Annotated in this window: 24 protein-coding genes; 13 read left to right on the top strand and 11 right to left on the bottom strand. The window is 61.0% G+C overall.

Annotated features, from left to right (window positions below):
• Nucleotides 1-4 precede the first annotated feature (4 nt).
• Nucleotides 5-1381, bottom strand: coding sequence for an iron-containing redox enzyme family protein (locus SB725_RS13745; protein WP_194939677.1), 1377 nt, complete (start codon nt 1379-1381; stop codon nt 5-7).
• 192 nt (nt 1382-1573) lie between these two features.
• Between SB725_RS13745 and SB725_RS13740 the strand changes: the two genes are divergently transcribed.
• Nucleotides 1574-2008: a cupin domain-containing protein gene (locus SB725_RS13740; protein ID WP_194939678.1), complete on the top strand. Its 435-nt coding sequence runs from the start codon at nt 1574-1576 to the stop codon at nt 2006-2008.
• 134 nt (nt 2009-2142) lie between these two features.
• Here SB725_RS13740 and SB725_RS13735 read toward each other — a convergent pair whose 3' ends face one another.
• Complete coding sequence (locus SB725_RS13735; protein WP_410921936.1) at nt 2143-2868, bottom strand: tellurite resistance TerB family protein; 726 nt, start codon at nt 2866-2868, stop codon at nt 2143-2145.
• Between the two features lie 261 nt (nt 2869-3129).
• Between SB725_RS13735 and pcsA the strand changes: the two genes are divergently transcribed.
• Together pcsA and SB725_RS13725 are read left to right on the top strand one after the other, a co-directional pair.
• On the top strand, nt 3130-3852 hold the full coding sequence (gene pcsA / locus SB725_RS13730; protein WP_027925249.1) for a phosphatidylcholine synthase: 723 nt from the start codon (nt 3130-3132) through the stop codon (nt 3850-3852).
• A gap of 6 nt (nt 3853-3858) precedes the next feature.
• A complete protein-coding gene (locus tag SB725_RS13725; protein ID WP_027925248.1) occupies nt 3859-4245 on the top strand; it encodes a DUF488 domain-containing protein in 387 nt (128 codons plus the stop codon).
• 128 nt (nt 4246-4373) lie between these two features.
• On the opposite strand, the gene SB725_RS13720 is transcribed toward SB725_RS13725, so the two are convergent.
• Nucleotides 4374-5186 carry a class I SAM-dependent methyltransferase gene (locus SB725_RS13720; RefSeq protein WP_027925247.1) on the bottom strand — a complete coding sequence of 271 codons (813 nt, stop codon included), beginning with the start codon at nt 5184-5186 and terminating at the stop codon, nt 4374-4376.
• A gap of 36 nt (nt 5187-5222) precedes the next feature.
• Complete coding sequence (locus SB725_RS13715; protein ID WP_123436123.1) at nt 5223-5492, bottom strand: DUF4242 domain-containing protein; 270 nt, start codon at nt 5490-5492, stop codon at nt 5223-5225.
• Nucleotides 5493-5673: 181 nt separating this feature from the next.
• Here SB725_RS13715 and SB725_RS13710 point away from each other — a divergent pair, with 181 nt between their 5' ends.
• Nucleotides 5674-6666 carry an AraC family transcriptional regulator gene (locus SB725_RS13710; protein WP_027925245.1) on the top strand — a complete coding sequence of 331 codons (993 nt, stop codon included), beginning with the start codon at nt 5674-5676 and terminating at the stop codon, nt 6664-6666.
• 9 nt (nt 6667-6675) lie between these two features.
• On the opposite strand, the gene SB725_RS13705 is transcribed toward SB725_RS13710, so the two are convergent.
• The 3 genes from SB725_RS13705 to SB725_RS13695 all read right to left on the bottom strand — a co-directional run bounded on the left by SB725_RS13705 (nt 6676) and on the right by SB725_RS13695 (nt 8605).
• Nucleotides 6676-7887 carry a cytochrome c biogenesis protein DipZ gene (locus SB725_RS13705; RefSeq protein ID WP_410921934.1) on the bottom strand — a complete coding sequence of 404 codons (1212 nt, stop codon included), beginning with the start codon at nt 7885-7887 and terminating at the stop codon, nt 6676-6678.
• 151 nt (nt 7888-8038) lie between these two features.
• Complete coding sequence (locus SB725_RS13700; RefSeq protein ID WP_410921933.1) at nt 8039-8293, bottom strand: hypothetical protein; 255 nt, start codon at nt 8291-8293, stop codon at nt 8039-8041.
• A 48-nt stretch (nt 8294-8341) separates the two neighbouring features.
• A complete protein-coding gene (locus SB725_RS13695) occupies nt 8342-8605 on the bottom strand; it encodes a DUF2790 domain-containing protein (RefSeq protein ID WP_027925242.1) in 264 nt (87 codons plus the stop codon).
• 307 nt (nt 8606-8912) lie between these two features.
• Here SB725_RS13695 and SB725_RS13690 point away from each other — a divergent pair, with 307 nt between their 5' ends.
• From SB725_RS13690 to SB725_RS13670, 5 genes are all read left to right on the top strand, one after another.
• Nucleotides 8913-9653 (top strand): response regulator, encoded by a 741-nt coding sequence (locus SB725_RS13690; protein ID WP_027925241.1) that lies wholly within the window; start codon nt 8913-8915, stop codon nt 9651-9653.
• Nucleotides 9650-10960 carry an ATP-binding protein gene (locus SB725_RS13685; protein ID WP_194939681.1) on the top strand — a complete coding sequence of 437 codons (1311 nt, stop codon included), beginning with the start codon at nt 9650-9652 and terminating at the stop codon, nt 10958-10960. The genes SB725_RS13690 and SB725_RS13685 overlap by 4 nt, the downstream gene beginning before the upstream one ends.
• Nucleotides 10961-11054: 94 nt before the next feature.
• Nucleotides 11055-11687 carry a CDP-alcohol phosphatidyltransferase family protein gene (locus SB725_RS13680; RefSeq protein WP_410921931.1) on the top strand — a complete coding sequence of 211 codons (633 nt, stop codon included), beginning with the start codon at nt 11055-11057 and terminating at the stop codon, nt 11685-11687.
• Nucleotides 11674-12273 carry a lysophospholipid acyltransferase family protein gene (locus tag SB725_RS13675; protein ID WP_027925238.1) on the top strand — a complete coding sequence of 200 codons (600 nt, stop codon included), beginning with the start codon at nt 11674-11676 and terminating at the stop codon, nt 12271-12273. The genes SB725_RS13680 and SB725_RS13675 overlap by 14 nt, the downstream gene beginning before the upstream one ends.
• Nucleotides 12270-13214, top strand: coding sequence for a phosphatidate cytidylyltransferase (locus SB725_RS13670; RefSeq protein ID WP_027925237.1), 945 nt, complete (start codon nt 12270-12272; stop codon nt 13212-13214). Before SB725_RS13675 ends, SB725_RS13670 begins: the two co-directional genes overlap by 4 nt.
• 42 nt (nt 13215-13256) lie before the next feature.
• On the opposite strand, the gene SB725_RS13665 is transcribed toward SB725_RS13670, so the two are convergent.
• The 3 genes from SB725_RS13665 to SB725_RS13655 all read right to left on the bottom strand — a co-directional run bounded on the left by SB725_RS13665 (nt 13257) and on the right by SB725_RS13655 (nt 16311).
• The gene (locus tag SB725_RS13665) at nt 13257-14012 is read right to left on the bottom strand and encodes a DUF2063 domain-containing protein (protein WP_410921930.1); all 756 of its coding nucleotides are present in this window, start codon (nt 14010-14012) and stop codon (nt 13257-13259) included.
• Entirely contained in the window at nt 14005-14844 is an 840-nt protein-coding gene (locus SB725_RS13660) for a DUF692 domain-containing protein (protein ID WP_410922094.1), read from the bottom strand. The genes SB725_RS13665 and SB725_RS13660 overlap by 8 nt, the downstream gene beginning before the upstream one ends.
• Before the next feature lie 144 nt (nt 14845-14988).
• Nucleotides 14989-16311, bottom strand: coding sequence for an acetamidase/formamidase family protein (locus SB725_RS13655; RefSeq protein ID WP_410921929.1), 1323 nt, complete (start codon nt 16309-16311; stop codon nt 14989-14991).
• 368 nt (nt 16312-16679) lie between these two features.
• Between SB725_RS13655 and SB725_RS13650 the strand changes: the two genes are divergently transcribed.
• Both SB725_RS13650 and SB725_RS13645 read left to right on the top strand, forming a co-directional pair.
• Complete coding sequence (locus tag SB725_RS13650; protein WP_027925233.1) at nt 16680-17726, top strand: class I SAM-dependent methyltransferase; 1047 nt, start codon at nt 16680-16682, stop codon at nt 17724-17726.
• Between the two features lie 88 nt (nt 17727-17814).
• Nucleotides 17815-18654 (top strand): NAD-dependent protein deacetylase, encoded by an 840-nt coding sequence (locus SB725_RS13645; RefSeq protein WP_027925232.1) that lies wholly within the window; start codon nt 17815-17817, stop codon nt 18652-18654.
• A 129-nt stretch (nt 18655-18783) separates the two neighbouring features.
• On the opposite strand, the gene SB725_RS13640 is transcribed toward SB725_RS13645, so the two are convergent.
• Nucleotides 18784-19683 (bottom strand): LysR family transcriptional regulator, encoded by a 900-nt coding sequence (locus tag SB725_RS13640; RefSeq protein WP_027925231.1) that lies wholly within the window; start codon nt 19681-19683, stop codon nt 18784-18786.
• Nucleotides 19684-19857: 174 nt separating this feature from the next.
• Here SB725_RS13640 and SB725_RS13635 point away from each other — a divergent pair, with 174 nt between their 5' ends.
• Nucleotides 19858-20556, top strand: coding sequence for a CoA transferase subunit A (locus SB725_RS13635; protein WP_027925230.1), 699 nt, complete (start codon nt 19858-19860; stop codon nt 20554-20556).
• Between the two features lie 36 nt (nt 20557-20592).
• Nucleotides 20593-21258 carry a CoA transferase subunit B gene (locus SB725_RS13630; protein WP_027925229.1) on the top strand — a complete coding sequence of 222 codons (666 nt, stop codon included), beginning with the start codon at nt 20593-20595 and terminating at the stop codon, nt 21256-21258.
• Nucleotides 21259-21261 lie beyond the last annotated feature (3 nt).

Below are 21261 nucleotides of genomic sequence, written 5' to 3'. Positions count from 1 at the left end.
CTCCTTAGCGAAGGCTGGACTTGAGCTCGATAAAACGACGCGTGGCCAGCAGACCGGCGGGATGCGCGTGGCGCTGCGCCGACAGCCACGGGATCAGCACTTGCATCTGTTCGGCAGCGGGTCGTCCTCCCAGCGCGGACTGCAGGCTCTGGACATCCGGATCGCTGGCCGGCAATTGCGGTTCGATGTCGTCGTGTTGGCTGCGGCGATAGGCCGGTGGTGGGCACTCGGGTGTCCAGTCGCCGGCAATCCAGTCGTGCAGCAGCTGTTTTTCATAAGGGCTGAACACCCCGAACATGGCCGCGCCGTCACCCTCGATCAACTGCCAGAAACGGCTGGCTTGTGGGTCCTGGTGACGCTTGATCCAGCCCTTGTTTTCCAGGGCGGTGAGGAAACCGGGCAACTGCTCGGGCGCCGATAACCACTGGTTGACGGTCTTGCCTTCAAATCGGCAGTAGTCGGAATGCATGTGCTGGCCGAACGGGCGTTTGCGCTCCAGCATGTTCAGCACTTCGCGGTAGAGGTCGAACGATTCGATGATCGCCCGACTGCCCTGCCCGAGATCATTCAGCCGATAGCCCAGCGCGACCCGCCGCAAAAACTCGTCACGATCACCTTCCAGCGGCATCAGTTGCGATACTGCCTGCACGGCTTTGTGCGCGTGGCCGGTGCTGGCGTTGTCGATGGTCACGTGGAGCGTGAAGTAATACGGATCGATGCCGAGCTCGGCGAGTTCATAGGCGCTGATCAGCAGGTGCAGCGGCAGTTGTTCATAGCCCAGGTTATAGCCGATCACCTCGGGCAGGCATTCGTCGGCGCACTCACCCAACGCCAGCTGAATCGCGCCTTGCAGGTAATACTCGTCGGCAATGACGCCGCTGTTCTGCAAACCCAGATCGGCCAATAGCCTGTGATAAATCACCACATGGTTCTGCGCCGGGTTGCCGTCGCCCAACTCTTCCAGATAGGTGCAAATCAGTCCGTCGAAACGCGGATCGCGCCAGTGTTGCAGCAACCCGGACAGCCAGGCGCCGTCGACCAGTTTGGTGGGGGCAACCGCTTGCAGGAAAAACAGGGCGTGAGCCTTGTTGCTGAAGTACTGTCGCCCGCCTCCGGCTTTGCGGGCTTTCAGGTACTCGGCGTATTGGCGGGCCACTTCGGCAAAGTGTTGTTCGACGAAGCCTTGCAGGGCCGACAGGTCTTGCGGCATGTCCTGCGCAAGGTGCTCTGCATGCTGGAGTTGTGCGTGCAGAAATGTGCGCGCAAGAGGCTGGGCATTATCGCTCAGCAGCAACTGCTCGTAGGTTTGCTTCAGGCTGCCAACGGCAGTCATTGCCTGCGCATGGGCAGGCCGGGAGTGGAGTCGTGTCAGGGCAGTCATGGGCGCATCTCTCGGTCTATGGCCAGTGGCAGGACGTTCAGCAACACGTCTCTACATCAGCAGAGCGACGACGCCGGAAAAAAATTCAATCGGCGTTGAAATTGCCCGGACAGACGGGCTTGTGGCGCAGCTCCGACGGTCATGTCAGTGAATATACTCAGCAGATGCGGGTTCATTCTTCGGAGAGCAATCATGCGAACGGTTCATGTCATCGAGTCGGCAACATCGCCGGCTGCGGTGAATGTCGTCGGCGAGAAAATCACGATTCTGGCCGGCGGTGATCTGAGCAAACCCTTTGAAATGCACATTCAGGAAGGTGTGCAAGGGGGCGGCCCGCCACCGCACTTTCATCCGTGGGACGAGGCGTTTTATGTGGTCGACGGGCAGGTTGAAGTGACGGTGGCGGGTGTGTCCAATACGGTTTCGGCCGGGGGGTATGTGCACATTCCCGGGGGGGCGATCCATGCTTACAAGAACATCAGCGCGACGGCGAAGATGATTGGTGTGGTGTCGGATCCGCGAGGTGGGCAGTTTTTTGCGGCGGTGGATCGGCTCAAAGTGCCTCAAGACCTGCCCCGGATACTGGAGATTGCCGAGTCGTATGGCGTGAGGTTTTTGGTCGGTTGACCGCGTTATCGTTCTTCGCGAGCAGGCTCACGCCTACATCTGACCGCGTACTTCAGATAGAACACGGTCAAATGTAGGCGTGAGCCTGCTCGCGAAAGCAATCTCATGAACAGCACAGCTTTTGTGCTCCCGTGTCAGGCAGCACCACCCCTGGCCCGCTGCTCCAGATGCACCTGCAATTGCGGATCTATCTTCAGCGCCCCGGCCAGCTCATCCAGATAATTACGCTCAGCCTCGCCCTGGTCATTCACCAGCATCACACTCGCCAGGTACATCTCCGCCGCAATCGCCGGATCAGTCGCCGACACCGCCACTTCGTTGGCATCCAGCGGCCGGGCGACCTCCTCATCCAGCCATTGCTGAAGGTCCGGGTCATCGGTGTGTTTGCCGATTTCAGCGCTGATCATCCCCTTCTCGGCGTCATCAATCCGGCCATCGGCCTTCGCCGCTGCAATCAATGCGCGCAGCACCGCATGGCTGTGATCTTCGACTTCCGGGCCGGACAACAGATCCACCGTGCGCGGTGCCTGTTGCGGGGCCGAGGCCTGACTGCGCTGCCAGGCCTGATACGCCTGAAAAGCCATCATCCCCAGCGACGCCAGCGCTGCATAGTTAGTGCCGCCACCGGAGCGAGTCTGGGTCGAGCCGCCCATCGGTGAACCGCCGCCGAGCAAACCACCGAGCAAGCCGCCCAGGCCGCCACCGCCAGCACTTGAGCCGGTCCCGCCGCCCATCAGGCCACCCAGCAAGCCGCCGAGGCCGCCGAGCGGGTCTTGCGACGACGCGCCACCGCCGCCCTGCTGCGTCATCGAGCCCTGGCCGGCCCGCAGTAATTGTTCGAGCAAATCGCTGGTGTTCATGACGACGTCCTCATCAAACGAAAGTGACCCAGTCAGGCAACGATAGACCTCGCCTGCCAATGCGCCACCACCGTTGGGCTGACGTCAAACCTGCTCGCCCCAATGAATACGCCGGTTTTTTCCGGGGTATTGGCTAAGATTTACTGACGGTGAACCTTATGCCCGAATTTCCGGTCGATACCTGCACCCCGACCCGGTTTGCCGACACCTCCACCTGAAGGGGTGATAACAGGCTAGCTTCACTTTTTGGAGAACGCCCCCGTGATTTCGACTGTACACATTGCCAGGCTCAAAGCATGGGGCGCCCATGGTTTTACCGCGACCGGCGTAGTAACCGCCTTCCTCGCCACCCTGGCGCTGCTGGAAAACCAACCGACCAATTGCCTGCTGTGGCTGGGCGTTGCACTGATCGTCGACGGGCTGGATGGCGCACTGGCGCGCAAGGTCAATGTGCAGTCGGTGCTGCCCAGTTTCGATGGCTCAATCCTGGACCTGGTGATCGACTACCTGACCTATGTGTTTATTCCGGCGCTGTTCATCTACCGCTACATCCCGCTGCCGGACTACACGCTGCTGCTGACCGTGTCGCTGATTCTGGTGTCGTCGCTGTTCTGTTTCTGCAACGTCAACATGAAGAGCAAAGACAATTACTTCCAGGGCTTCCCGGCCGCGTGGAACGTGGTTGCGCTGTGCCTGTACATCATCGCCCCGTCTCCCTGGATCACCTTGCTTACGGTCATCGGCCTGGCCTTGCTGACCGTGACCCGGATGAAGTTCCTGCACCCGTTTCGCGTGCGCCGCTTTATGCCGATCAACATCGCCGTGACGGCGATCTGGCTGCTGTGCAGTCTGTCCCTGGTGATCAATCATCCGGTGATCAACCCAATGGTGATGGGGCTTTGGTTGCTGATGTCGGCTTACTTTCTGGGGATTTGCATCTGGCGCACGGCACTGGAATGGTTTGACGGCTCGCGTCACTCGTAACCCGCCATGGCCATTCATATCGTTCGCCTCGGCTCACCGCGCACGCCCGATGAAGGCCTGCGCCTGGGCACGGTCCGCCGCCCACCCCGTGGCGTACCGAAGGCCGAGTTTGCCAGCCGGGATTTTTATGACGTGTGGCAGCCGCTGCTGTCGCCCAGTGCGGAATTGGTGGCCGAGGCCAAAGCGGCCACCGACGACAAGGCCTGGGAAGCCTTCAGGCGCAAGTTCAAGGCTGAAATGAACCACCCCGCGCCGAGCCAGTTACTGGACCTGCTGGCCGCCCTCTCCCATCAAACCTCATTGGCCGTTGGTTGTTACTGCGAAGACGAAGCGCACTGCCACCGCTCGGTATTGCGCGAACTGCTGACGGCCCGAGGCGCCAGCCTCTCGTAAATCTCAAAAACACCACAATTTCCTGTAGGAGTGAGCCTGCTCGCGAAAGCGGTCTGTCAGCCACATCAATGTTGACTGTGCCGCCGCCATCGCAAGCAGGCTCACTCCTACTTTTCATCTCAGCCAAATCAGCGTTTTGTGATGACTACTTCAAGGTATTCACTGGGCACCACCAGCGACTTCTCTCCCGCCCGGTTCATCCGGTTCAGCAGCTCGGTCAGGTCTTGCTCGAAGGCCTTGGCCCCCTCGGGCGGTAGCGCCGCGAAGGCTTTGTGGACCGGCCCGTACCAGTTGCGGAAGGTGTCGATGAAGTGCGCCGCCGAGCGATAGCGGAAGTTGAAGGTGCGGCGCGTCACCTGGACCAGGAAGTTGCGTTCATCAAAGTGTGAATGCAGCCAGGCTTCCGTGCCCCAATTGGACGGCGGCTGTGCCCCCGCCGGTGGTGGCAGGTGCCGGCCCAGGGTCTTGAATACCTGCCCGACAAAGCCTTCCGGCGTCCAGTTGGCCAGGCCGATCCGCCCACCCGGGCGGCAGACTCGCGCCAGTTCTGTGGCCGCTTTGGGCTGGTCGGGCGTGAACATCACGCCGAAGGTCGACAGCACGGCATCGAAGCTGGCGTCCTCGAATGGCAACGCTTCGGCGTCGGCTACCTGGAAGGTCACTTCCAGGCGTTCTGCCCTGGCCCGGTCCTCTCCACGCTCCAGCAAGGCGGCCACATAGTCCGTCGAGGTGACGTGACAACCTCGACGTGCCGCGGCGAGTGTCGCGTTGCCGTTGCCGGCGGCCACGTCCAGCACCCGCTCGTCACAGAGCAGGTCGCAGGCTTCGGCAAGCTGCTCGCCGACAATCTGCAAGGTGGTGCCGATAATGGCGTAGTCGCCGCTGGCCCAGGAGGCCATCTGGCGGTTTTTCAGGGCAGTGAGATCAATCGGTGTACTCATGAAGTCTGCTCCGTACGGATAGCAACCGACCGCGGCCTATTCCGCCGTGGTGGGATCGATAATGCTTGCCACTTGGGAAATACGACTGGCCGGGAAACCACTGCGGGTCGCGTGTTCTTTGATGAGCGCTTCGCTGGGGGAGATGTAGACGCAGTAGAGCTTGTCACCGGTGACGTAACTCTGAAGCCACTGCACCTCAGGCAATTCGCGCAACACGTTGCAGGACTTTAGCGCGGCAGCTTTTAAATCCCGTTCTGACAGTGTTCCAGCGCCGGGGATCTCGCGTTCTATGACGAACTTAGGCATGGCAACCTCTCATTGTTGTTATTGATGACAGGGTCGGTAGTGGCCCTGTGAGTCAACTATCACCCCGGCGCACGCTCGCGTCCTGCCCGATCGTCGGCCAACCTTGTCCGATCGTCCGGAGGTTGGCCGCCTTCCGGCGACAGGCTCACAATCAATGCGATCCATACACCGGAAAACCTCCATGGACGCTCTGTCCCAAACCTTGCGGGTCGTACGCCTGGTCGGCGCGATTTTCATCAATGCCCGGTTCACCGCGCCCTGGTGCTACCAGTCGCCCAGCGCCGACACGGCGGCGCCATTTCTGGAGCCCGGTGCCGAACGCGTGGTGATTTTCCACCTGATCACCGAGGGCGAGTGTTACGTCGAACTCGGGGATGATCCGCCACTGCTGCTGGCAGCGGGCGATGTGGTGGTGTTCCCGCAAGGTGATGCCCATCGCATGAGTTCCAAACCTGGCCTGCCGCCCGCCAAAGGTGCGCGGCTGGACGTGGTGCTGGCACGGCGTCCACGGCAATTGAGTTATGGCGGAGGCGGCGCAGTCACGCGGTTGGTGTGCGGTTATCTGGCGTGCGATACGCGGCTGGCCGGCATGTTGCTGACCGGGCTGCCGGCGGTGGTTCGGGTCAACGTGCGTGGCTCGCATGCCGGCATGTGGCTGGAGTCTTCCGTGCGTTATGCCCTGGCGGAAGCCCGCTCGCCGAGGCCCGGAGGCGAAGGCGTGCTGGCGAAACTGGCCGAGGTGTTGTTCATCGAAGTGCTGCGCCTGCACATGAACGAACAGGGCGAAGGACGGACCGGTTGGCTGGCCGGGGTCGGTGACCGGATTGTCGGTGCTGCGTTGAACGCACTGCACAACAAACCCTGCCACGCCTGGACGCTGGATGAGCTGGCGCGTACGGCCGGCGCCTCACGATCGGTGTTGGCTGAGCGCTTTCAGCAGTTGGTGGGGAGTTCGCCGATGCAGTACCTGACCCAATGGCGGATGCTGCTGGCGGCCAACCTGTTGCGCAGCAGTAACAGCTCATTGATGCGCATTGCCGAAGAGGTGGGTTACCAGACCGATACCGCGTTCAGCCGGGCCTTCCGTCGTGAGTTCGGCGCACCGCCGGCTGCGTGGCGGCGCAGTCAGGCGCAAAAACCAATGGCCCACGGCGCGGAGCCTGTGAGCCATTGATTTGATCGCTTACGCCGCCGGGGCTTTCGCCTCTTCCAGCAGTTGCTGGATCATCTTCTCCTGCGTCTCGTAGCTGCCTTCGCCGAAGTGGGTGTAACGCACCTGGCCCTTGGCGTCGATCAGGTAGTGAGCGGGCCAGTACTGGTTATCGAAGTTACGCCAGATCGCGTAGTTGTTGTCGATGGCCACCGGGTAGGTGATGCCGAGCTTTTTCACCTGATCCTTGACGTTGTCGATGATGCGCTCGAAACCGTATTCCGGGGTGTGTACACCGATCACCACCAGACCGTCCTTCTCGTATTTCTTCGCCCAGTCCTTCACATACGGCAGCGTGTGCTGGCAGTTGATGCAGTCAAAGGTCCAGAAATCCACCAGCACCACTTTGCCTTTCAGCGATTCGTTGGTCAGGGCCGGCGAGTTGATCCATTCGACGGCGCCGTTCAGCGATGGCATGGCGCCTTGGACGTTGTCCATCGACGAGTCCGCTTTGACCTTGCTGACGAAGTAGTCGACGACTTTCGGCACGGTTTCCAGCACGCCTTGTTCGAGGCTGCTGACGCCTTCGGACGAGGTGCCGGCGAGCAGGGTTTTGTCAGTGCCGGTGGAAATCACGGCCGCAGCCGCCAGCACCGCAACACCTGCCCCCTTGCGCAGCCAACCGGTGACCGGGATTGACGCTTTCAAGCGATTGACCAGGCCGCGACCGGCGAAGATCAAAGTCCCCAGGGACAGCGCGCTGCCCAGGCCGTAGGCCAGCAGCAACAGACTGGTCTGCGCATTGGCACCTTGCAGCATGGCGCCGGTGAGGATCACACCGAGGATCGGCCCGGCGCACGGTGCCCACAGCAGCCCGGTGGCCACACCGATCATCACTGAACTCAACGGGCCGGACATTTTGCGGGTGTCGGGGTCAAGGCGATTGCCCAGGGCCACGAACGGACGGGCCATCCAGTCACCGATCCGGGCGGAAATCAGCGACAGGGCAAACAGCACCATCACGAACAGGGCGACATGGCGACCGGTGTTGTTGGCTTGCACCACCCACTCACTGCTGACCACGGCCAGGCTGGAGATCAGGGCGAACGTCAGGACCATGCCGCCGAGGGTCAGCAGGATGGAGGAACGGCTACGTTTGACCCCGGCGAACAGGAACGGAACAACCGGCAGGATACAGGGACTGAGCACGGTCAATACGCCGCCCAGGAAAGCGATGAGAAACATGGGATCACCTTGAAATAATGAAGGGCGACACAACACACAATCCCTGCAGGCGTGAGCCTGTTCGCGATAGCGGTGTATCAGTCGGCATCATTGTTGTCTGACACACCGCTATCGCGAGCAGGCTCACTCCCACAAGGGGGCGGTGGGGTTTTCAGGCCGTCTGGTTATCCAGTTGCTGACCCTGCGGAGTCCGGCTGCCGCCGTTCTCGGCAACCATCTGCCCCTGCGGCGTACGGCTAAAACCATCCTCGGCCAGAAAGGCGTTGGAATCCCTGTGCGCCACCGGCGTCAGCTGGAAGCAGGTGGCGCTGCCACAACTGTTCTGTTCAACAGCGGCATTGGCATGGGCGGCGGCGCCGGCGATGGAGAAGGCAATGGCGGTCAGGTAGCGGCTTACGTTGTTCATGGTGTTCTTCCTGTTTCAAAGGGGATGGGCACTGGGTGAGTGCAGCAATCAGTTGTCCGAGTTGCAGTTGTCAGCCACTTTGCGGTAGTCCAGAACCTGGGTTTTGTTCTGCGAATCCAGGTAAGTCAGTTGCGCATCCACCACGCCGCAGACTGGGGTCGCATCCTGTTTCAGCGACACGACCTTCTTGATGTCGAGATGGGTGCCGTAGGTGTAGGTTTTGGCTGTAACGTCTGCTTCGGCACGGGCCGACAAGGTGCAGATGTTCAGGGCAGCAAACAGGCAAGCGGCGTAAATGGCTTTGGTGTTCATGGCGGTTTCCTCAAGGCTTCAATGGGTAGGTCGTTCAATTGAGCCGAGGCGGTGTGGTTTGCCTCGTTGGAACCTATTAGAAGCCCGCGAGGTATCTGGTCTGTGTCGAGAACAGACGCGGATAAATCGGTACGTATCAAAGCCGCCCCCTGATACACAGCGATACAAAACCCCTGAAAAACCGTGTTTTTGCGTCTGCGTGTATCCGCCGCCAAGCCAGATACACTGCAATACAAAGGGTGGCGGGCAAGCGGGCCAAGGCTCGATAGACTGCGCGACATCCCCCATTTACAGAGGCAAGGCCCCCATGGAACACGTCGATCACATTCTCATCGTCGACGATGACCGCGAGATCCGGGAACTGGTAGGCAACTACCTGAAGAAGAACGGCCTGCGCACCACAGTCGTCGCCGACGGCCGCCAAATGCGTGCCTTCCTTGAAACCACGCCGGTGGACCTGATCGTGCTCGACATCATGATGCCCGGCGACGACGGCCTGATGCTCTGCCGCGAATTGCGCGCCGGTAAACACAAGGCCACGCCCGTGTTGATGCTCACCGCGCGCAACGACGAAACCGACCGCATCATCGGCCTGGAAATGGGCGCCGATGATTACCTGGTCAAACCGTTTGCCGCCCGCGAGCTGCTCGCCCGCATCAACGCCGTGCTGCGCCGCACACGCATGTTGCCGCCGAACCTGGTGGTGACCGAAAGCGGCCGGCTGCTGGCCTTCGGTCGCTGGCGCCTGGACACTTCAGCCCGGCACCTGCTGGACGAGGACGGCACCATGGTGGCGCTGAGCGGTGCCGAATACCGACTGCTGCGGGTCTTCCTCGATCACCCGCAACGGGTGCTCAATCGCGATCAATTGTTGAACCTGACCCAGGGCCGCGACGCTGACCTGTTCGACCGTTCCATCGACTTGCTGGTCAGCCGCTTGCGCCAGCGCTTGCTGGACGACGCCCGCGAACCGGCCTACATCAAAACCGTGCGCAGCGAGGGCTATGTGTTTTCGCTGGCAGTGGAAGTCATCGGTGCGCCCTCATGAACCTGGCAATTCGCTGGCCCCGTACCCTCGCCTCGCGGCTGTCGCTGATCTTCCTGATCGGCTTGATCCTCGCCCAGGCGCTGTCCTTCGGCGCGCAGTATTACGAGCGTTACGAAACCGCGAAAAACACCATGCTCGGTAATCTCGAGACCGACGTCTCGACCTCCATCGCCATCCTCGACCGTTTGCCGGCCACCGAGCGGGCGAGCTGGCTGCAGCAACTGGAACGGCGCAACTACCGCTATTTGCTGGATGAAGGTTCGCCGGGCACGGCCATGCGCGACACGCCGATTGCCGTGACCTCGATCAAGGACGCCATCGGCAAGGACTACCCGATGACCGTGACCGATATCCCCGGTCCGATCAAACATTTCCAGGTCCACCTGAAACTGGCCGATGGCAGCCCGGTGACCATCGACGTACGACCGGCGATGGTGCCGCTGTCGCCATGGCTGCCGTTTGTGTTGCTCGGTCAATTGGCGCTGCTGATCGCCTGCACCTGGCTGGCCGTGCGCATCGCCATCCGTCCGCTGACCCGCCTGGCCCAAGCCGTGGAAACCCTCGACCCCAATACCCACGCCGTGCACCTGGACGAACAAGGCCCGACCGAAGTCGCCCACGCGGCCAAGGCGTTCAATGCCATGCAGGCACGCATCGCCGCGTACCTCAAGGAACGCATGCAACTGCTGGCGGCGATTTCCCACGACCTGCAAACCCCGATCACCCGCATGAAACTGCGCGCCGAATTCATGGACGACTCGGTCGAAAAAGACAAACTGTGGAACGACCTCGGCGAGATGGAACACCTGGTGCGCGAAGGCGTGGCCTACGCGCGCAGCATTCACGGCTCGACCGAAGAAAGTCGGCGCACCGACATGGACTCATTTCTCGACAGCCTGGTGTTCGACTATCAGGACATGGGCAAAGACGTGCAACTGGGCGGCAAAAGTGAAGCCGTCATCGACACTCGCCCCCATGCATTGCGCCGGGTGTTGGTGAACCTCACCGACAATGCCCTGAAGTTCGCGGGTGCGGCCGAACTCAAGGTAGAAAGCAAAAACGGCAGCCTGTCGGTGAAAGTCATGGACCGCGGGCCGGGCATTGCCGAGGAAGAGCTGGCACAGGTGATGGAACCGTTTTACCGGGTGGAAAATTCACGCAACCGCAGCACCGGCGGCACCGGGCTTGGGTTGGCGATTGCCCAGCAACTGGCGTTGGCCATCGGTGGATCGCTGGTATTGAGTAATCGTGAGGGTGGGGGATTGTGTGCGGAGCTGAAGTTGCCGATTCGACCTGTCAGTCAGTAAACAGGCGCAGGGACACAGGAAAGCCTCTATATTGTGGGGCGCTGCCGGGCGATTTGCCCCTGCGGCGCATCATCATGAATAGGGATATCGGTAAATGGATGACAACAGAAGGCCCATCAAGACACGTTCGGCGGGCTGGGCAAAACGCATCACCGACCGGTTGGTGAAACGCGACATTTCCCCCAATCAGATCTCCGTCGCCAGCATTGCATTTGCGCTCGCCGGGGCAGCGGCTCTGAATATCGATAACGGCCTCATCGGCTCGATCCTCTGCGCCATCGGCATTCAGTTGCGCCTGCTGTGCAACCTGTTCGACGGCATGGTGGCCATCGAGGGCGGCAAGAAGTCCGACATCGGAAGCCTCTACAACGAATTCCCCGACCGCATTGCCGACAGCCTGCTGATCATCGGGCTCGGCTATGCCATCGGGCACGGCGACCTCGGATGGTTTGCCGCATTGGCCGCGGCGCTCACGGCGTATGTTCGCGTGTTTGGCGGTTCGCTGGGCCTCAAGCAGACCTTCATCGGCCCCATGGCCAAGCAGCATCGAATGGCCGTGATGACTGCCGGGCTGCTGCTGAATGCGTTCGAAGCCACGATGTATGGCACGCACTACGCACTGTTGATCGCGCTGGTGATCATCGCCGCCGGATCCGCCGCGACCTGTGTCACGCGAACCCTGGCCATCTCGCGTCAGCTCAAGGGGAATCTCCATGTGGATCAGTAATGCGCTGATTTCAGTGCTGCGTTTCCTGATCGGTGTCACCGCCCGCTGGGAAAGCCCGCCGGACCTGACCCGCCAGCGCATCTATTTTGCCAATCACACCAGCCACATGGACACGCTGGCCATTATCGCCGCCCTGCCCCCCGAAGCCCGGGTCAATGTGAAACCGGTAGCCGCCGCCGACTACTGGGGCAAAAACCGCTTTCTGCGCTACATCTCGCAGAAAGGCCTGAATGCCGTGCTGATCGACCGCAACCCGACACCGGGGACCAATGTACTGGAGCCGATTTTCGATGTGGTGCGCGCCGGCCATTCGATCATCATCTTTCCGGAAGGCACGCGCTCCAGCCAGGCCTTGCCCGGGGAATTCAAATCCGGTCTGTACCGATTGGCCGAGGCGTTCCCGGAAGTTGATCTGGTGCCCATCTACCTGGAAAACCTGCACCGCTCCATGCCCAAGGGCAAACACGTGCCGCTGCCGATCATCTGCACTATCCGCATCGGCGACCCGATGCCACGGTTCGTCGATGAGGAAAAGCAGGTGTTTCTGCAACGGGCGCGTGACGCCATCGTGAGGTTGTCGGCATGACGCTCGAACAAAAGTTTCTGTGGTTCTTTGGCGCCATCGCCTGCCTGCTGGCGGTGGCTTCGATTATTGGTCGCGTGCTGGCTAAACGGGCGAAAACCGAGGGCTCGATCTCGACCATCGAAAACCTCAATCAGCGCGTGAATGCCTGGTGGGGGATGGTGATCATCTTCTTCGTCTCCTACCTGCTGGGCGGGAATGCGACGGTCATTCTATTCGGCTTCATTTCGCTGTTCGCCCTCAGGGAATTCATCACCCTGACGCCCACCCGCCCCGGCGACCATAACGCGCTGTTCTCGGCGTTTTTCATCCTGATCCCGCTGCAGTACGTGTTGATCGGCACGCACTGGTATTCGCTGTTCACCCTGTTGATTCCGGTGTACGCCTTCCTGCTGCTGCCGGCGATTGCGGTGCTGAGCCAGGACACCGACAGCTTTCTGGAGCGCGCGGCCAAGATTCAATGGGGGGTGATGATTTGCATCTACTGCATCAGCCACGCCCCGGCCCTGTTGCTGCTGGACCTGCAAGGGTTCACCGGGCAGAACGCGTTGTTGCTCTTCTATCTGGTCTTTGTCGTTCAGTTGAGTGACGTGTTGCAGTACGTGTTCGGCAAGCTCTTTGGCAAACACAAAGTCGCGCCGTTGGTGAGCCCGTCGAAAACCGTTGAAGGTTTGGTGGGTGGCGGCTTGTCGGCCACGCTGATCGGCGGGTGCATGTTCTGGATGACGCCGTTCAATTTCTGGCAGTCGTTGCTGATGTCGCTGGTGATTGTGGTGATGGGGTTTCTCGGTGGGCTGGTCATGTCAGCGATCAAACGCAGCCTGAGCGCCAAGGATTGGGGAACCATGATCAAAGGACATGGCGGCATGCTCGACCGGATGGATTCAATCTGCTTCGCGGCACCGATCTTCTTTCACCTGACGCGGTACTTTTTCTCCGTGTAAGCCGCACCGCCAATGATCGTTCCCACGCTCCGCGGGGAACGATCATGCCACCCCCAAAACTCCTTCTCCGTGCATCTGGCGCAACAACGCCGCGCCACTTTCCATGAATTCCGCCGACCCGCGCGCACCCGCCTCGACCGCCAGCTCTTCCAGCTGCGCCTGTCCATTCAGGTCGGGAAACGCCTCGATCCGCTGCAACAGCCGCCACGCCAACGGGCTCAGTTCGGAAAACTTCACACTCCAGTCTTTCGCCCGGCGCACCAGTAACAACGTCGGCTGAGCAGGTGCTGCCTGGGGTTGAAAATCCGGTCCGACCCACTGCACCGGCCAGCCATACGCCAGCGGCCATGCCAGTGGCGAAACCTGCAACGGCCGCTGCAGGATCAACGCCGCATCGCTCGGCGCCAACGGCTCGGCATCGGATTGTTGCAACGCCATCTCGACCCATTCGTAATGCGCCAGTTCCACCATGAACGGCGGCCACGTGCCCTCGCTCAGCGCCTGCGGATCAGCCGCGAGAAAGCCGATAAATTCCTGGGCGATCTCGCCGAACTTCGGCGTCTGTGCACGGTGGTCCCGCAGGAAAATCCGCACCAGCGTGCGCCACTGCTCATCACCGATTATCTTGATCAGCACCGGGAACGTCCCGCTGAGCAACGTCGACAGGTTGGCGAAAATCAAGTCGCGATATACCTGCGCCCGCGCGGCATTCATTTCGCCGGGCGGCGCGCAGTGCTCGGGATCGCGCAGGTAGCGGCCCAGGGTGGTTTGCTGTTCCAACAGGCTCGGCTTATCCACGGTTCACCCCCTCGGTTTGCAAGTGGCGAATGGTCTGCAATTCGGCCACCAGTTCAGAAAACGCCGGGAAGTTGAAATCCCGCTCCAGCAGCGTCGGTTGCGCGCCGAACCGGGCATACGCTTGCGCCAGCAACGACCAGACCACCGGTTTCACCGAGGCGCCGTGGGTGTCGATTTTCAAGGTGTCGGATTCGTCGAAATGCCCGGCCACGTGCATGCCCACCACCCGGCCTGAATTGACATTGGCCAAAAAGGTCAGCGGATCGAAACCGTGGTTGATCGAATTGACATACACGTTGTTGACGTCGAGCAGCAGGTCGCAATCGGCCTCGCGCAACACCGCGTTGGTGAAGGTCACCTCATCCATGTCCTGCTGCGGCGCGGCGTAATAGGAAACGTTTTCCACCGCCAGGCGTCGGCCGAGAATGTCCTGGGCCTGACGGATGCGCGCCGCCACGTGATGCACCGCTTCTTCGGTAAAGGGCAGCGGCAGCAGGTCGTAGAGATGGCCGTCATCGCTGCAATAGCTCAAATGCTCGCTGTATAGCGGCACCTGGTGCTGGTCGAGGAACACCCGGACTTCCTGCAAAAAACCGACATCCAGCGGCGCCGGCCCGCCGAGGGACAACGACAAACCATGACAGGACAAAGGGAATCGTTCGGCCAGGGTGCGCAGTGCATGGCCATGGGCACCGCCGATGCCGATCCAGTTTTCCGGGGCGACTTCCAGAAAGTCGAAATCACCGGTACGGGCGGCCAAAAGGTCTTTCAATAAACCGCGACGCAGGCCGAGCCCGACGCTGGCCTGGGTGGGTGTGGAAGAGGTCTGCATGGTGTCGATCTCAATGATTGCCATAACGGAATCACAGTTAATCGAAGCGCTGTATCGGGGCTGTGTTCGGTTGCGGCAGAAAATCTGGGTGGATGTATCAGCAGCGGGTCTGTACACACTTTGGTACAGACCCGTGAGTGGGCGTTATGCCAGGTCGTATTTCTCGCGCACCAGGTGACCGATGCCGATCCGGTCCAGCACGGTCATCGGGCACAGGAAGGTCACGCGGACGGTGCCGGGCAAGCGGCTGATGTCAATGGAGCCGGTAATGGTCGCGCGGTTAAGCACTTCGTCATACGCAAGGCCGGTGACCGACGCCGCGCGTTTCAGGCCGTTTTCCACGGCGACGTTGAGGTTTTCACCGCTGCCGATAAAGGTGATTGGGCCGCTCTGCTCGATCTCGTGCTGACCCCAGCGCTCGCCCAGTTCGCGGACTTTCTGCCGTTGTTCGGCCGTCATCGGCCGAGCCATGGGCGGCAGGTCATCCACGTTTTGCAGGAGGATCGGGCCTTCCAGCGTCAGGTGCTTGATCACTTCCACCTGCACTTCGGTTTCCCCGGAGCAATCGGTGGCGTGCCCGGCGATTTCGCCGTTGCCCTGCTGGGCATGCATGTCGCCCATGTACACCCCGGCGCCGGGTACTTTCACCGGACAGATCAGCACACAGCCTTCGCGAATCGAGTTGGTGTCCATGTGGCCGTCGGTTTTCGCCGCGTGCAGTTCTTCGCGGGTCATGCCGAAACGGTGCGGCGCGTTGATCAGGTACTGGCCGAAATCGGCGCAGTTGTGCGAGTCGGGCAAGTCACGGGACGGCGTAGTGCCAATGTTGCCGAGAAACGGACGCATGTGCGCGGCGACGCCAGGAATGTCAGCGCGGGCCAGCGACAGGATCGAATGCTGGGCGGCGAACTCCGGCAGGGCCGACATCTGCGAGGCATTGCCGGCCAGTCGGTTGGCGACGTCCTGATTGACGGTGAGGCTGACCTGGTTTTGCCCATCGAACACGATCACGTAACCATGGCTGAAACGAAACGCGCTGACTTCGGCGCCGCAGTTGTTGCAACGAATCGAGTCTTCGCCGATGCCTTCAACGTGGCTGGCTGGGTGGTCGGTGCCGCAATTGGAGCAGAATTTGGAGACGAACGGGTCGCCGTTGTAGCGCCCCTCGACAAAACTCATGACCCCGGACGACGTCGCCAGCGAGGTCACGCGTATGCTTTTGATCTTGATCGCCACCGCATCGCCGACTTCGGCGCCGGCGATGGCCACCGGTTGCGTGACTTCGTGGCCGCCTTCGAACGCCGGCGTGATCATCGGCCCCCAGCAGCCCGGCGGCGTGCCGGTGATCAGCGTGCCACCGTCGGCCAGCGGCCCGAGCATGGGCTGGCTCGGGCCGATGATGCCTTGGGTGTAATGGTCGACGCGCAGGCGATTGACGGGGTTGGTTTCAGACACAAGCTTAGTCATCAGGGGGATCCCTTCACAGAGTGAGAATGCCTCGGCAGAACCGGAGTTCGGGCGCTGGATGGCTTGTACAGTTCATCGCAGGTTTGTATCCGGGCTGTGTTCGGCAATGGCCGGCAGTCGCAGAAACTGTATCGGGTGCGGGTTTAGATACAGTGCGATACACACCGCCATTCCCCTGTGGGAACACAAATCCCCTTGTGGGAGCGGGGCTTTCGTCGCTCCTGGCCGCAGCGCGCGGGCCACGAACTAAACTTAATGCACCCAGGACGTGCATGGGCGTCCTGTTCATTCCCACGACCACCGCCCAGAGACGAATGCCTCGATAAATACGGCCTCTGGACCGTGATCCTGCCAAAGGAGCACACGTGATGGACGAGGCCAGACTCAATGATTTCATGGGCAAACTGGTAAATGACATGGGCGGCGCGGCGATGCTTGCCAATGTCATCCTCGGCGAAGAACTCGGCCTGTACCGGGCCATGGCCGACAGTCAGCCGATCAGCCCCGAAACACTCGCCGAGAAAACCGGCTGCAACTCCCGCCTGGTGCGCGAATGGCTCAGCGCCCACGCCGCCTCCGGCTACATGGAGCACCGTGAAGGCCAGTTCCGCCTGCCCGAAGAACAAGCCCTGGCCCTGGCCATCGAAGACTCACCGGTTTACATAGCCGGTGGTATCGGCGTGGTGGCGTCGTTTTTCCACGACAAGGACAAACTGGTCAAAGCCATGCGCGGCGACGGTGCCCTGCCTTGGGGCGATCACCATCCGTGCATGTTCAGCGGCACTGAGCGGTTTTTCCGGCCTGGTTACAAAGCGCACCTGATCACCGAGTGGTTGCCGGCCCTTGAGGGCGTGGTGGCCAAGCTTGAGGCTGGCGCGAAAGTCGCGGACATCGGCTGCGGGCATGGCGCCTCAACGGTGATCATGGCCCAGGCGTTCCCGGACTCGCGGTTCGTCGGTTTCGACTACCACGCCCCTTCCGTCACCGTCGCCACCCAACGTGCCGAAGAAGGCGGCGTGGCCGGGCGGGCCCGGTTCTTTCAGGGCACCGCCAAGAGCTATCCTGGCGGCGACTATGACCTGATTTGCTACTTCGACTGCCTGCACGACATGGGCGACCCGGTGGGCGCGGCCAAACATGCCTATGAGTCGCTGAAACCGGACGGCACAGTGCTGCTGGTTGAGCCGTTCGCCAATGATTCGCTCGACGACAACATTAACCCGGTGGGCCGGCTGTTCTATGCCGCCTCGACATTCATTTGCACGCCGAACTCGCTGTCCCAGGAAGTCGGTCTCGGGCTCGGCGCCCAGGCTGGCGAAGCGCGGTTACGCAAGGTGTTCACCGAGGCGGGATTCAAGTCGTTCCGGCGCGCCACCGAAACACCGTTCAACCTGATTCTGGAAGCGCGTAAATAAACCTCAATCTTCACCCGGACAGCCGCGCTGTCCGGGTGATCGGTCTGCTACGCTGCACACTCTCAAGACCCTCTGCGGAGTGTTGAACATGCTCGACAGCCTCCTGCGCGAACAACTCGAGCGGCTTCGGCAACTCATGGCTGAACAGCCGTTCGTGGTGCTGACCGGTGCCGGCATCAGTACCCCGTCAGGCATTCCGGACTACCGCGATCACCAGGGCGTGCGTCGCGGCCGGCAACCGATGATGTATCAGGAATTTCTCTCCGCCCCGCAATCGCGTCGACGTTATTGGGCACGGGCCATGCTCGGCTGGCCGCGTGTGCGTCTGGCGCAGCCGAATGTCGCGCACGAGGCGTTGGCCAATTTGCAAAGCAAGCAACAGATCAGCGGCCTGATCACCCAGAACGTCGACACCCTGCACGATCAGGCCGGCAGTCACGATGTGATCGAACTGCACGGCAGCCTGCACCGGGTGCTGTGCCTGGATTGCGGACTACACAGCGAGCGGGACGTCATTCAGCGATTGATGGAAGCGCACAATCCTTACCTGGCCGGGGTCGATGCGGTACAGGCGCCGGATGGCGACACCTTGCTGGATGCGGCATTCGAAGCGCGGTTTCAAGTGCCACAGTGCCCGCATTGCAAAGGCGAGCGGATGAAACCGGACGTGGTGTTTTTTGGCGAAAACGTCGCGCAGGCAACGGCGGCCAAGGCGATGGCCGCGGTGGAAAAGGCGGCGGGGTTGCTGGTGGTCGGGTCTTCGTTGATGGCGTACTCCGCGTTTCGGCTGTGCCGGGCGGTGGCGGATCAAGGGAAGCCGTTGATTGCCATGAATCTGGGGAAGACACGGGCGGATGACCTGCTGGATATGAAGATTGAAGGCTCGTGTGAACAGCTTTTACCCCTGCTGGCCCAAAAACTGACGTAACACTGACCCTGTAGGAATGAGCCTGCTCGCGATGAAGCCAGTACCTTCACCATTGATGTCGACTGATCCACCGCCATCGCGAGCAGGCTCACTCCTACATTAGATTTGTGCTGGCTATCAAGCCGATGATCAGTGCGTGGAGATGGGTTGGCCGAGTTCTTCCTTGAGGATATCGAACAGCGCCTGCGCCGCCGCCGACAGTTCACCGCCAGGCTGGGTCAAGACGCCGATGGCCCGCTCCACCACCGGATCGCGCAGGGGGATGCACCGCGCACCGAGCTCTTGCATCTGCCCCGCGCACAGCGCCGGCACCGCGCTCACCCCCAACCCGCTGGCCACCATTCTGCCGACCGTCGCCAACTGATGACTTTCAAATTCCACCGGCAACTTCATTCCCCGCGCCTGTAGGTGTTCCTCCAGCATCACCCGCACCGTCGACGGTCGCTGCAAGGTGATGAACGGCTCCTTGAGCAGCATCTGCCAATCGATATCATCATGCTCGGTCAGCGGCGAATCCTTCGGCACGATGGCCACAAAGCGGTCCATGTACAGCGGCATGAACGCCAATGACGAACTTTGCGTCGGCTCAAACGCCACGCCCAGCTCAACCTGGCGGTCGCGGACCATTTCCAGCACCTGCTCGTTGATCACGTCATTCACCGTGACGTTGACCTTGGGGTAACGCGCACGGAAGGTCTTGAGGATCGGCGGCAGCAGGTTGCCGGCAAACGACGGCATCGCGGCCAGGGTCACGCGGCCGCGCTGGAGGGTAAAGCGCTGGCGCAGTTCGTCCTCGGCATTGTCCCAATCGGCGATCAACCGGCGAGCCAGTGGCACCAGCGATTCACCCTCGGCGGTCAGCGCCACGTTGCGTGTGTTGCGGGTGAACAAGCGCCCACCCAGGCCCTCCTCCAGCGCCTTGATCGTCAGGCTCAATGCCGATTGCGACAGATGGAGGCGTTCGCAGGCCACGGCAAAACTCAGGCTCTGGGCCACCGCCAGGAAGGCGCGGATCTGCTTGACTGTCATGGTCGCTTCGCTCCAGCGGTAAGTTATAAGCTTCAAGCGGCAAGATTGAAGCGCCGATTGGTGAGTTTTATCTATCAATCCACCTTAAAAATCAACTTAACAAATGAATACAACAGCGAGACACTCCCCTTCATTCGGCTAGCCAGCCGCCCACAAAGAATAAAAGAGGTGCATATGGCAGGTTTCGACAAGCGCGTGAGTTCCTACGAGGAAGCTCTGGCAGGTCTGGAAGACGGCATGACCGTGATCGCCGGCGGCTTCGGCCTGTGCGGGATCCCGGAAAACCTGATCAACGAGATCAAACGCAAAGGCACCCGCGACCTCACCGTGGTGTCCAACAATTGCGGCGTCGACGGTTTCGGCCTCGGTGTGCTGCTGACCGACCGCCAGATCAGCAAAGTGGTGGCCTCCTACGTCGGCGAAAACAAGCTGTTCGAAGAGCAACTGCTCAAGGGTGAAATCGAAGTCGTCCTGACCCCCCAAGGCACCCTCGCTGAAAAAATGCGCGCAGGCGGCGCCGGCATCCCGGCGTTCTTCACCGCCACTGGCGTTGGCACCCCGGTTGCCGACGGCAAGGAAGTCCGCGAATTCCATGGCCGCAAGTACCTGATGGAAGAGTCCATCACCGGTGACTTCGCCATCGTCAAAGGCTGGAAAGCCGACCATTTCGGTAACGTGATCTACCGTCACACCGCCCAGAACTTCAACCCGCTGGCCGCCACCGCCGGCAAGATCACCGTGGTCGAAGTCGAAGAAATCGTCGAACCCGGCGAGCTGGACCCGGCGCAGATCCACACCCCTGGCATCTACGTCGACCGGATCATCTGCGGCACGTTCGAGAAGCGCATCGAACAGCGCACCATCCGTAAGTGATCCCCTGCCCCCGGACCGAATGAAGGAATAACAACAATGGCACTTTCCCGCGAACAAATGGCTCAACGCGTCGCCCGCGAAATGCAGGACGGCTTTTACGTCAACCTGGGTATCGGCATCCCGACCCTGGTCGCCAACTACATCCCTGAAGGCATGGAAGTCATGCTGCAGTCGGAAAACGGCCTGCTGGGCATGGGTCCTTTCCCTACTGAAGAAACCATTGATGCCGACATGATAAACGCCGGCAAACAAACCGTGACCGCACGTACCGGCGCGTCGATCTTTTCTTCGGCCGAGTCCTTCGCGATGATCCGCGGTGGTCATGTCGACCTGACCGTGCTGGGCGCCTTTGAAGTCGACGTGCAAGGCAACATCGCCTCATGGATGATTCCCGGCAAACTGGTCAAGGGCATGGGCGGCGCCATGGACCTGGTGGCTGGCGCAGACAACATCATCGTCATCATGACCCACGCGTCCAAGGACGGTGAATCCAAGCTGCTGGACCACTGCAGCCTGCCGCTGACCGGCGCCGGCTGCATCAAGCGCGTATTGACCGACCTGGCTTATCTGGAAATCGAAAACGGCGCGTTCATTCTCAAGGAACGTGCACCGGGCGTCAGCGTCGAGGAAATCGTCGCCAAAACCGCTGGTAAACTGATTGTTCCCGATCACGTTCCAGAAATGCAGTTCGCTGACCAGTGAGGA

Origin of the sequence: Pseudomonas sp. SIMBA_041 (assembly GCF_046535095.1) — a bacterium.
In the GTDB taxonomy this organism is placed as follows: domain Bacteria; phylum Pseudomonadota; class Gammaproteobacteria; order Pseudomonadales; family Pseudomonadaceae; genus Aquipseudomonas; species Aquipseudomonas mucoides.
The sequence above is the reverse complement of the archived record's forward strand: the minus strand, read 5'-3'. Positions and strand labels throughout refer to the sequence as shown.